The sequence below is a fragment of the Chloroflexota bacterium genome (assembly GCA_034717495.1).
In the GTDB taxonomy this organism is placed as follows: domain Bacteria; phylum Chloroflexota; class Anaerolineae; order JAAEKA01; family JAAEKA01; genus JAYELL01.
Map to the genome: position 1 here is coordinate 1 of JAYELL010000072.1, position 11,284 is coordinate 11,284.

11 protein-coding genes are annotated in these 11,284 nt (G+C 58.7%); 9 read left to right on the forward strand and 2 right to left on the reverse strand.

The annotated features are described in order from the left end of the window. The first annotated feature begins 568 nt into the window (after nucleotides 1-568). The 6 genes from U9R25_13750 to U9R25_13775 all read left to right on the forward strand — a co-directional run bounded on the left by U9R25_13750 (nucleotide 569) and on the right by U9R25_13775 (nucleotide 7,611). A complete protein-coding gene (locus tag U9R25_13750) occupies nucleotides 569-1,636 on the forward strand; it encodes an amidohydrolase family protein (protein MEA3336971.1) in 1,068 nt (355 codons plus the stop codon). A 46-nt stretch (nucleotides 1,637-1,682) separates the two neighbouring features. Next, on the forward strand, nucleotides 1,683-3,131 hold the full coding sequence (locus U9R25_13755) for a fibronectin type III domain-containing protein (protein ID MEA3336972.1): 1,449 nt from the start codon (nucleotides 1,683-1,685) through the stop codon (nucleotides 3,129-3,131). Nucleotides 3,132-3,152: 21 nt separating this feature from the next. Continuing rightward, nucleotides 3,153-4,643 (forward strand): orotidine-5'-phosphate decarboxylase, encoded by a 1,491-nt coding sequence (gene pyrF / locus U9R25_13760; GenBank protein MEA3336973.1) that lies wholly within the window; start codon nucleotides 3,153-3,155, stop codon nucleotides 4,641-4,643. A gap of 142 nt (nucleotides 4,644-4,785) precedes the next feature. Continuing rightward, entirely contained in the window at nucleotides 4,786-5,769 is a 984-nt protein-coding gene (gene pyrB / locus U9R25_13765) for an aspartate carbamoyltransferase (GenBank protein MEA3336974.1), read from the forward strand. A gap of 82 nt (nucleotides 5,770-5,851) precedes the next feature. Next, nucleotides 5,852-6,805 carry a dihydroorotate dehydrogenase gene (locus U9R25_13770; GenBank protein ID MEA3336975.1) on the forward strand — a complete coding sequence of 318 codons (954 nt, stop codon included), beginning with the start codon at nucleotides 5,852-5,854 and terminating at the stop codon, nucleotides 6,803-6,805. Beyond that, on the forward strand, nucleotides 6,802-7,611 hold the full coding sequence (locus U9R25_13775; protein MEA3336976.1) for a dihydroorotate dehydrogenase electron transfer subunit: 810 nt from the start codon (nucleotides 6,802-6,804) through the stop codon (nucleotides 7,609-7,611). Before U9R25_13770 ends, U9R25_13775 begins: the two co-directional genes overlap by 4 nt. Here the strand turns inward: U9R25_13775 and U9R25_13780 are convergent. Next, nucleotides 7,587-8,384 (reverse strand): class I SAM-dependent methyltransferase, encoded by a 798-nt coding sequence (locus U9R25_13780; GenBank protein MEA3336977.1) that lies wholly within the window; start codon nucleotides 8,382-8,384, stop codon nucleotides 7,587-7,589. The two genes, U9R25_13775 and U9R25_13780, sit on opposite strands and share 25 nt — an antisense overlap. After that, complete coding sequence (locus U9R25_13785; GenBank protein MEA3336978.1) at nucleotides 8,375-8,938, reverse strand: GNAT family protein; 564 nt, start codon at nucleotides 8,936-8,938, stop codon at nucleotides 8,375-8,377. The genes U9R25_13780 and U9R25_13785 overlap by 10 nt, the downstream gene beginning before the upstream one ends. 163 nt (nucleotides 8,939-9,101) lie before the next feature. On the opposite strand from U9R25_13785, the gene U9R25_13790 reads away from it, so the two are divergent. The 3 genes from U9R25_13790 (at nucleotide 9,102) to U9R25_13800 (ending at nucleotide 11,098) form a co-directional block, all read left to right on the forward strand. Further along, on the forward strand, nucleotides 9,102-9,815 hold the full coding sequence (locus tag U9R25_13790; protein ID MEA3336979.1) for a DUF6062 family protein: 714 nt from the start codon (nucleotides 9,102-9,104) through the stop codon (nucleotides 9,813-9,815). A 576-nt stretch (nucleotides 9,816-10,391) separates the two neighbouring features. Further along, a complete protein-coding gene (locus U9R25_13795) occupies nucleotides 10,392-10,649 on the forward strand; it encodes an AbrB/MazE/SpoVT family DNA-binding domain-containing protein (GenBank protein ID MEA3336980.1) in 258 nt (85 codons plus the stop codon). Beyond that, complete coding sequence (locus tag U9R25_13800) at nucleotides 10,625-11,098, forward strand: type II toxin-antitoxin system VapC family toxin (protein ID MEA3336981.1); 474 nt, start codon at nucleotides 10,625-10,627, stop codon at nucleotides 11,096-11,098. Before U9R25_13795 ends, U9R25_13800 begins: the two co-directional genes overlap by 25 nt. Nucleotides 11,099-11,284: the final 186 nt, after the last annotated feature.

Sequence of the window (11,284 nt, forward strand, 5' to 3'; positions counted from 1 at the left end):
AAGGGACAGGGAAACAGGTAGACAGGGAAACAGGTAGACAGGGAAACAGGTAGACAGGGAAACAGGTAGACAGGGAAACAGGTAGACAGGGAAACAGGTAGACAGGGAAACAGGTAGACAAGGAAACAAGGGACAGGGAAACAGGTAGACAAGGAAACAGGTAGACAGGGAAACAGGTAGACAGGTGGATTTCCTTTTGGGAGCCTGCGCTACCTCCAACGGGTTCTGACCCGGTGCCGAATGTCAACAACGCTTCATCGGAAGACTCGTTTGTCCGCAGAGGGGAAGTGATGTATTCTTGTAAAGGCCTCACACAAAGGCACAAAGCCGGAGGGAATCTGAGGCTCTTTGCGTCTCCGTGTTACCCGTGGTGGATTTGGCCGTGATCACCAACTCGGTTATAATCTGTTTTCAGAATGCAGCTTCAATTCCGAGACACGCCAGATTCTCATAGACAATTACTCGCACCGGTCGCCCACGGTGCTTTTGGCCCCGATTCTTGACAGGATCGGGTATTTTTTTGCCCGCTGCACATCTGAGTCGCCGCCTGAAGGCTCCACAACAACCCATGACCGAATTGATCAAACTACCTGGCCTGATCGACCCCCATACCCACCTGCGGGTGCCAGGGGGAGAACACAAGGAGGACTTTTCCACAGGCACTTCTGCCGCACTGGCCGGCGGTGTGACCATGGTACTGGCGATGCCGAACACCTCGCCACCGATCACTACCCCCCAGGTCATCCAAAAAACGCGGGAAGTCGCCGGACAAGACGCGCGTTGCGATGTCGGTCTGTTCGCCGGCGCCAGTTCTGAGCACATTGATCAGCTTCCTGTCGTCGCTCCAGCAGCGGCAGGGCTGAAAATCTACCTGAATGACACCTTTGGACCTCTCAGGGTTGAGGATTTGCCAACGCTTCAGGCCTGTTTCGAGAGCTGGCCGCGCGACAAAATGATCGCTATGCATGCCGAAGGCCAGAGCATCGCGGCAGGCATTGGATTAGCGGCAAGCTTTGCGCGCCCAGTACATTTTTGCCACATCAGCCGGCGGGATGAGATCGAGCTGATCGCCAGAGCGAAGGCACAGGGCCTGCCCGTGACGTGCGAGGTCACGCCTCATCATCTCTTTTTGAACGAGAGGGATGCGATCCAACTGGGTCCCTTGGGCGACATGCGTCCCCGATTGGCAACCACCGACGATCAGGCTGCGCTCTGGGCCCATATCGATTCGACCGTTGACTGCATCGCCACCGACCATGCGCCCCACACGCTCGACGAGAAGGCCTCGGCGACCGCGCCTCCAGGTGTGGCGGGGCTGCAGACATCTTTGCCGTTGATGTTGACTGCTGTGAAGGCAGGGCGCCTGACCCTGCAGCGCCTGACGGAACTGATGGCCATCGTTCCCCGTCGTATTTTCAGTTTGCCCGAACAAGAGGATACCTATGTCGAGGTCGATCTGGATGCACAATTTGTGATCGACAACGGCCGCCAGCTCAGCAAATGTGGCTGGACACCCTTTGCAGGAACGCCGGTGACCGGGCAGGTACAGCGGGTGATATTGAGAGGGCAGGTTGCCTACGACCTGGCGCAGCCCCAGTTGTTGGCGCACCCCGGGATGGGATGGATTATCCCTTGAAGCTGTCAGTGTTGATGATCAAGATAACGAAGCGAGGTGTTGAGATATGGTGAACAGACGAAGACGAAACGTATCTGTACTGCTGATATTGGTGGCTTTTTTGGCGTTTGCCGGAGCGCCGCTTCCGGCGACTGTTGCAGCGCGGGTGGCAGCGGCGCCATCGGTGACATGTGCCGACATCTGGCAGATTCCCGCCGGCGAGTGTCAGGCGCTACAGTCTCTCTATTCCGCTACAAACGGCGGTGGTTGGAGTGAGAATGACGGCTGGTTTGAGAGCACGACACCCTGCACATGGTTCGGGGTAACCTGTCAAAGCGACAGGATCACCGCGATCGAACTTCCGGACAATCAACTTACGGGTTCTCTTCCCGGTGATCTGGATGACTTGTCCCAACTTGAGACTCTGTCACTCATACACAATGAGATAGGGGGCAACCTTCCTGTGTCTCTCGGTAATCTGAGTCAGCTCAAGTCTTTGGTTCTGACGGACAATCGCTTGACAGGGGAAATCCCGCCAGCTCTGGTTGGATTGATCAGGCTGCGTCGATTGGAGCTGGGTAGTAATCAACTTTCCGGTAGCATCCCGGTTCAACTGGCCAACCTTGCCCACCTCGAGGTATTGGCCCTCGGAGTGAACGAGCTGACCGGCTCGATCCCTCCGGTGCTGGGTAGCATGAACAATCTCGACCAGCTTTTGTTGAACACCAACCAGTTGACCGGCCAAATACCACCCGAACTGGGCGGCATGGTGGATCTGCAAACACTTGTACTGGCCCAAAACCAGCTGGAAGGTACGATACCGGACCAACTTGGCGCGCTCTCGAATCTTCGCAGTCTCGTGTTGTCGGGCAACCAGTTGGTTGGCACCATCCCGGCTATCTTGAGCAATCTTGGCGACCTGCAACGGTTGGACCTTTCCCGCAATCACCTTGATGGCCCTCTTCCCGCGTCCTTGGGCCAGCTCGATAATCTGTTGACCTTGTGGTTGATCAGCAACAAGTTCAGCGGATCCATTCCCACAAGTCTCTGTGATCTGCAGAATCTTGTCGAGGCAGATTTGGGCTTCAACGCCTTTTCCAGTGCCGATGCCTGCATCGAGATGGCCGTGGATCGGTGGTGGTTTGAGACCCAGACCATGCCGCCGGCCAACCTTCAGGCTCAAACGATGTCCGCAACACAGATCGACCTGAGTTGGACTCCGATTGTCTACACCTGGGATGGTGGCTTCTACGAGGTGAGCATCCGACCTCCGGGCGGTACTTACGTCGTTCATGGCACGACAGCCGACAAGACCGCATCGCAATACCAGGTGACTGGGTTGCAGCCGGGACAGGACTATGAGTTTAGTGTGCGGACTTTCACGCCTGCCCACGTCGCCCCACCGGCTTTTCAGGAAAACGATCTGTGGAGCGAAGCTGTCCAGGTGATGGGTCAGACGCCACCGGATCCAGGCGCCGCTGTTTTGATCCACCTGCCGGTTATCGAAGTTCAGTGAGCATTCCGGAGGCCGGGCAATATGAGTGCATTCAATGGCAGTTCATTCGTCGAAAAGCTCAATGCGGCAGTGATCCGCAACAACAGCCTGCTTTGCCTTGGGCTTGATCCAAATCCTCTCAAGTATCCAGATCACTTCTCCATGCCCGCTGGCGGTGACGCGTTGCTCGCCTGGGGACAGCAACTGATTGATAAAACAGCCGACCTGGTCTGTTGCTACAAGCCCAATATTGCCTTTTATGAACAGTTTGGCCCTTCAGGTATTGAGGCACTGCGGCGGACGATTGCCTCGGTGCCCCGCGATATTCCGGTGTTGCTGGACGCCAAGCGTGGTGACATTGGCAGTACCGCCCGGGCCTATGCGCGGGCCGTTTTCGATGTACTGGAAGCGGACGCGGTTACCGTCAGCCCCTACCTGGGCCGCGACGCGGTGACGCCATTCCTGGCCTATGCAGGGAAGGCGGTTTTTGTACTGGTCTATACTTCCAATCCATCGGCTCGGTCGGTGCAGGAGTTCGGTGCGCAGGACAGCTTGCTTTACCAACACGTCGTGAGTGAGGCAAAAACCTGGGGCGACGAGAGCCAGGTTGGGTTTGTTGTTGGGGCGACCCAGCCGCAGGCACTGGCGGAGGTGCGTAGTCTGCTTTCTGGTCGTGCCAACTGGATCCTTGCGCCGGGTGTGGGCGCCCAGGGTGGCAACCTGTCTGAAGCGCTGTCCGCCGGGCTGGATGCCGATGGACAAGGCATGATCGTGCCGGTGTCCCGGGCCATTCTCTACGCCGATGATCCTCGATCTGCTGCCCTTGCTCTTCGCGAGGAGATCAATCTGGCTCGAGCGCGCGTTTCAACTCATCACAAATATCGTACGGTGTACCGGCCAGCCGGCGAGCCATCGATACCGAAGGCGGCGGATCAGGTAACAGTCGATCACTCGGAACTAATTCTGGCGCTGCACGATGCCGGCTGTGTGCAGTTGGGTCAGTTTACGCTGGCCTCCGGCCAGTGGTCTCCGATCTATGTGGATCTGCGGCGGATGTCCAGTAACCCAGATCTGCTGCGGCTGGCTGCCCGGGCCTATGCAGATCTGCTAAAACCGCTGGCCTTTGATCACCTGGCAGCGGTTCCCTACGCCGCCCTGACTATCGGTACAGCTGTTGCTTTGCAGACCGATAGCTCCTTGATCTATCCACGCAAAGAGGTCAAGGGACATGGCACGGGAAGGACCGTGGAAGGTGTTTTTTCGACGGGCCAACGGGCGGTCGTCGTCGAAGATCTGGTGACCAGCGGTGGCAGTGTACTCAAGGCTATCGACGCGCTGGAGGGCGCTGGTCTGTTCGTGTCGGATATCGTTGTGTTGATCGATCGTGAACAGGGAGGGCAGGAAAATCTGGCCACGGCGGGGTATTGCCTACATACCGTATTGACCCTTTCCCAGATCCTGACTGTGTTGCAGCGAGAGGGTCGCCTGTCCCCAGATCAGGCCCGGGAAGTGCAGGCGTATCTGGCGGAGTAGACCGCTTCCAGAGGACCGCGGACGGCAGACGGCTTCCGGAAGACCGCGGACGGCAGACGACGGACCGCTTCCGGAAGACCGCGGACGGCAGACGGCGGTCTTCGGTCGGCGGTCCTCGGTTAAGTGACAAGGAGTAAGTGACATGTCAGACAGTGCCGTGCACGAAGTTTCGGAAACCGGTGGCTGCGCCCGAATCCAGGAATTTTCCGGCCAGGATATCCTGTCGGTATCTCAGTTCAACCGCGACAATCTGACCTGTGTTTTTGAAGAAGCCCAGGCAATGCGCGCCATGGTCGACCGCCAGGGCATGAGCGACCTTTTGCGCGGGAATGTGTTGACCTGCCTGTTCTATGAACCGAGCACGCGCACCAGTTCTTCCTTTATCGCCGCTATGGAGCGTTTAGGGGGTAGCGTAATTCCAATTACGCAGGGTGTGCAGTACAGCTCGGTCAGCAAGGGGGAAACCCTGGCCGATACCATCCGCACGCTGGAGCAGTACTCCGATGTGATCGTGCTGCGCCACCCGGAAATCGGTTCAGCCCAGGTCGCCGCCGAGTACGCAGAGGTGCCGGTTCTCAATGCAGGTGATGGGGCGGGTGAACACCCAACCCAGGCACTGCTCGATCTGTTCACCATCCAGGAAGAGCTTGGCAGAATCGATGGCCTCAAGATCGCCATGGTTGGGGATTTGCGCTACGGCCGGACCGTGCATTCGCTGACCAAACTCTTGACCCAGTATGACGTCAGCCTGCGTTATGTGTCGCCCGAGATTCTGCGTCTGCCGCTGGTGACCATGAATGAGGTGATCGATGTCGGACTGCCAGTGCGGGAGACCCACGACGTTGCCGATGTGATCGAAAACGCCGACGTTCTCTACGTCACCCGGGTGCAGAAGGAGCGTTTCGCCGACCTGGCTCAGTATGAGGCAGTCAAGGAACATTATGTGATTACCCCCGAACTGATGCAGAAGGCCAAGGAAAACATGGTGGTCATGCATCCCTTGCCCCGGGTGGGAGAGATCCATTATGCTGTGGATAGCGATCCCAGGGCTGCCTATTTCCGCCAGGTTCGCAACGGCATGTACATTCGGATGGCTTTGCTGGCCGCTGTTCTGGGACGGGTGTAACCGAGGTTTGGGCGGACAGAACTCCATGGAAAGTCATTAACCAGCGGGCCCTGTCTCGCCCTAATCGAGAAGAGTAGGAGTCATGGCCGACACAAGCCTGATATGTGAATTTCTTGGATTTCATCTGAACTCCCCCCTGGTGCTGGCGTCAGGTATCATCGGCACCAGCCGTACCCTCATGCGGCGCGCGGCCAAAAATGGCGCAGGTATGGTCACTGCCAAGAGCTGCGGCCCGCTGCCGCGGGCGGGACATCCCAATCCAGTGGCGCTTGACTGGGGCCGCGGGTTGATCAACGCCATCGGGTTGAGCAATCCGGGTGCCCGGGAAGAGGCGGAACTGCTGGCACAGACGCGCCAGGATCTGCATCCTTTGGGTGTGCCTCTGATCGCCAGCATCTTCGCGGGGACTGTCAGGGAATTTGGCGAGGTGGCCAGCGTGGTGGCACAGGCAAGGCCCGATATTCTGGAAGTCAACATCTCCTGTCCCAACGTGAGCGATGAGTTCGGTACGCCATTTGCTGGCTCTCCGCAAACTGCCGCCGCTGTCACCGAGTCGGTAAAACGGGCCTTGCATGGCGTTGCCGAATCAACAGGCCATGCCATACCTATCAGTGTCAAACTGGCACCCAACGTGCCCGACATCGCCCGAATCGCAGCAGCAGTGGTTGAGGCAGGCGCCGATGCGATTACCGCCATCAACACCATGCCCGGCATGGTCATCGATACAGCCTCCGGTCGACCAGTGCTTTCCAATCGGGTGGGTGGAGTCTCCGGACCCGCGCTCAAACCGGTGGCACTGCGTTGCGTCTATGAGATCGCCCAGGCGGTAGAGGTGCCCATCATTGGCACCGGTGGCATAACCACTGGCACCGATGCTGTCGAGATGTTAGCAGCCGGGGCCAGCGTCGCGGGAGTAGGATCGGCCGTCTATTATCGGGGCGTCGACGCGTTGCGCGAGATCAACCGGGAGCTGGCGGCATTTATGGGCCTTCACGGATATGGCACGGTGGCCGGCCTGAGGAGAAGGGCGTTGTGAAAAGAAACCAGCCAACGGGCGAAGATGCCGGCCATGAGGGCGGCAGAATACCTGGTGGTTTGCTGCTACATCAACCGATGCGGATTATGGCGATCCGCCAGGAGAATGCCACCACCAGGTCCTTTGTTCTCGACGGGAAGCTCGATGCCCTGCCGGGCCAGTTTGTAATGGCCTGGTTACCCGATATCGATGAAAAGCCCTTCGGCCTTGCCCTGGCCGATCCGGTGACCCTGACCATTGCTGCTGTTGGACCCTTTAGCCAGGCGCTTCACGATCTGCAGGCAGGTGATCTGATCTGGATCAGGGGGCCATTGGGCAAAGGTTACCTGCTGCCTGGCGGTGACCACGCACCCATGCGGAATCTGCTCATCGGTGGGGGCTACGGTGTAGCGCCTCTGTTTTTTCTGGCCCAGCGTCTCCTGTCGCTGAAGCAGCCCGTCGCCATGATTATTGGCGCGCGCACTGCCCATGGGCTGCTGTTTGTGGAGCAAATCCGAAAGCTTGGTATTCCGCTCCAGTTGACAACGGAGGATGGTTCGCAGGGGTTGCCGGGACTGGTGACCGATGCTGTCGGGCCGATTCTGGACGGTGAACCCAGGCTCGCGAGCATGATCTATGCCTGCGGTCCCCCTGGCATGCTTCAGGCCATCGCCAGGGTTGGGATGAAGCGGCGCGTCCAGGTGCAGTTGTCATGGGAGGCTCATATGCGTTGCGGCATCGGCCTGTGTGGCAGCTGCGAGGTGGGGGATGGATGGCTGGTGTGCCTTGATGGGCCGGTGTTTCAAGCTGACCCGACCGGGGGATAGCCAGGCCTGGTTGCGCGCGTAGCGATAAACGTAGCAATGTATTTGTCGAGGATGAAATCGGGCCAGCGATCCTCGTAAAAGCCGGTGATGGCAAAGCCTGCATCGATCTGGCCGCCGATCTGATCGTCCAGGGTATGGCCGAATTCCATGGCGTTGCCCTCGGCCTTCAGCCGTTGCCGTACTTCTTCCGGTGGATCGGTCAGGTCGGAATAGGGAACAGAATACCTGACCTCCAGGATTCCCTGGTCGTCGGCTTTCTCGATGTCGAAGATATAAACCAGCGGGTTCAGAAAGCCCGACAGCAGTGCGCCGCCCGGCCGCAGGATGCGAAAGGCTTCCCGCCAGACCGAGCGTACATCGGGTACGAACAGATTCGACACGGGATGGATGATCAGGTCGAAGGATTTTTCAGGGAAGGGGGACAGGTCCCGCATATCTCCTTCAACGGTTGTGATATCGAGACCATCCCGTTCAGCTACCAGGCGATCCTGGGCCAGCTGCCTGGGCGAGTTATCGAACACCGTTACGTTGGCGCCCGCTGCGGCCAGAATTGGCCCCTGTTGTCCCCCGCCAGAGGCGAGACAGAGCAGATCAAGCCCGTTCATTTCCTGGGGAAACCATTCCCGCGGCACGGGAATCTGCGGTGTAAGAATGATAAACCACTCGCCGCGGCGGGCAGCTGAGGTCACATCGGGATCCACCGGGATCGTCCACTCGTTCTTTCTTTCGACCGCCAGATTCCACGCTTCCCGATTGTAGTCTCTTACATCCATGATCGATCTCCTGCGTACTCGTGGCTGAGCAGCGAAAAACAAAATAGGTCGTGAAAAGCCCCTCTGAAAAAGGCATACTCTCGCAGCAGGCCTTCATTTGTGAAGCCCAGTTTCGTTAGTAGCCGTCTTGATGGCATGTTTCCTGGCATCACCAGAGCTTCCAGACGATGCAGCTCACGGATGTGGAAACCATAGCGAAACATGGCACGCAATGCCTCTGTCATGAAGCCCTGCCGCCAATAGGCTTGAGCCAACTCGTAGCCGATTCCTGCCCGATAGCCGGGGGAAAACAGGTGGAATCCGCAGGTGCCGATTAGATCTCCAGCCGATTTTGTGGCGATTCCCCAGCGGATGCCCGTGCCAAGTTCGAAGCGTTCAGCCTGACGCTCGATGAGTGCCAGGGCCTTATCCAGGCTTCGCAAGGGTTCCAAATCGTAGTATTGGGTGACCTTTGGGTCGCCGAAGATGCGCAGCACCGCAGCGGCATCGGCGGGCGCCATCTGTCGCAGTGTCAGGCGTTCTGTTTCCAGGTCGGGAAAAGGGAAGGCGTTCATGGTCAGGCGGCAATGGTAGCACATTCACATCAAGCGGGCAAAAGCTAAACTACCGCCTCCTGGGTGACGATCGTGAGCCAGGCAGGTGCAGGTGTTGGCAATTGACCATTAGCTAGAGTCGGCCGGCTGGCGGGCCTTGGAAAAGTAGGGTAAACTCAGATTCATGTCCAGACAGAGTTTTTTCTACCAGGAACTGCAGCAGATGCTTGAGCGGCCCGGGTGTCCCGTATGCCAGGTTGGCCGAAAGGCGTCCAATCACTACCTGGAGAACCTGCTGTGGGGCAGTGTTAACGATCCGGAAATCCGACAGGAGTTGAATGAGGCAATGGGTTTCTGTAGCCTGCACAGCAGGGACTTGCTCTCCTTCGAAGGGGAACGGTTGGGGACGGCGATTATCGAGCAGGCGCTGCTCAAAGAAGGCCTGCGTCGACTGCAGCGGGCAAAAGCGCCTGCCGATCGCGGCTTGTGGCAGCGTTTGCAGTTGGGTGGGAAGAAAAACAGCCCTGGCAATGCCGACTCTGCCATGCCCTCCAAAGGCTCCTGTCCCGTCTGCGATCACATGCGAAAACTGGAGAAACGTTCGCTGGAGGAGTTGTTGGCGCACCTGCCAGGCGACTTGGATGAGCCTCTTCAGGCTGCTGGCGGACTCTGCTGGGATCACCTGGCGTGGGCCATGTCGATGCCCATGGATGCCCAAACCGCTACAGCCCTGGTCGAGTTGCACAGCGAAGAGTGGAAGGAAACCATCGGCAACCTGGGGGAGTTCATTCGCAAACGCGACTACAGGTTTAGCCATGAACCCATTAGCGACCAGGAAGGGGAGTCGATCCGGCGGGCAATTGCTATACTGACAGGGGAATATCCGGAGATTCCTTAACCGGCCGCGGCAGATGACCACGGACCGCGACAGATGACCACGGACCGCGACAGATGACCACGGACCGCCGACCACTGACCGCGACAGATGACCGCGGACCGCGACAGATGACCACGGACCGCCGACCACTGACCGCGACAGATGACCGCGGACCGATGACCGCCGTCTTCCGGAAGAGCGGTCCGCCGTCTGCGGTCTTCTGAAAGCGGTCCGCCGTCCGCCGTCCGCGGTCTTCTGAAAGCCGTCCGCCGTCCGTGGTCTTCTGAAAGCCGTCTGCGGTCTTCTGAAAGCCGTCCGCCGTCTGTCGTCCGTGGTCTTCTGAAAGCCGTCCGCCGTCTGCGGTCTTCTGAAAGCCGTCTGCGGTCTTCTGAAAGCGGTCCGCCGTCCGCCGTCTGCGGTCTTCTGAAAGCCGTCCGCGGTCTTCTGAAAGCGGTCCGCCGTCCGCCCCGTCCGCGGTCTTCTGAAAGCCGTCTGCGGTCTTCTGAAAGCCGTCCGTGGTCTGCGGTCTCCTTGCTGATACAGCAACCTTGTGGTAGACTGCTAAGCAAATCCACTAATCTGCTTGGAGGTCCATTGATGTCTGAACCAACTACCGTCAAGGTTAGCAGCCGCTATCAGATCGCATTGCCCAGCCGGGTTCGCCGGAAGCTCAATATCCAGACCGGCGATCGGCTACTGGTCGATGTGCAGGACAATATTCTGATCCTGATGCCTGAACCCAGAGATTATGTAGCCCATATGGCCGGGTTGCACCGCGAGATCTGGTCTGGCACGGATACGACCTCCTATCTGCATGAGGAACGAGAGGCATGGACGCAGCCCCAAGCGCGCTGATCGCTGCGTTGGATGGCCACCAGGTCCTGGGTCTCGACACGTCGGTCTTCATCTACCATTTCGAGGGACATCTTCGTCATCAGCTACTGACCAGTGCACTGCTAACTGCTGTCCAGCGGGGTGAGTGCCAGGCCGTGGCATCGGTGCTTGCTATCATGGAGGTTACCGTGCGGCCCTGGCAGTTGGACCAACCGGCCGTTGCCTGTGAATACGAGATGCTGCTGGTCAATTTCCCTCATCTCACAGTTATCGACGTGAACAGGGACATCGCCCGCCGGGCGGCAAAGCTTCGGGCCACCTACCGGCTGCGCCCGGCCGACGCGCTCCACCTGGCATCGGCTCTCCAACATGGCGCTACTGCCTTCGTGACCAACGATCGTGGCTTTCGACGGGTACACCGTGATATCACCGTGCTTGTTCTCGATGACTTCCTCGATCGCGGCAAATGACCGCCGACCGCGGCAGATGACCACGGACCGCGACAGATGACCACGGACCGCGACAGATGACCACGGACCGCCGACCACCGACCGCGGCAGATGACCGCGGACCGCGACAGATGACCACGGACCGCCGACCACTGACCGCGACAGATGACCGCGGACCGATGACCGCCGTCTTCCGGAAGAGCGGTC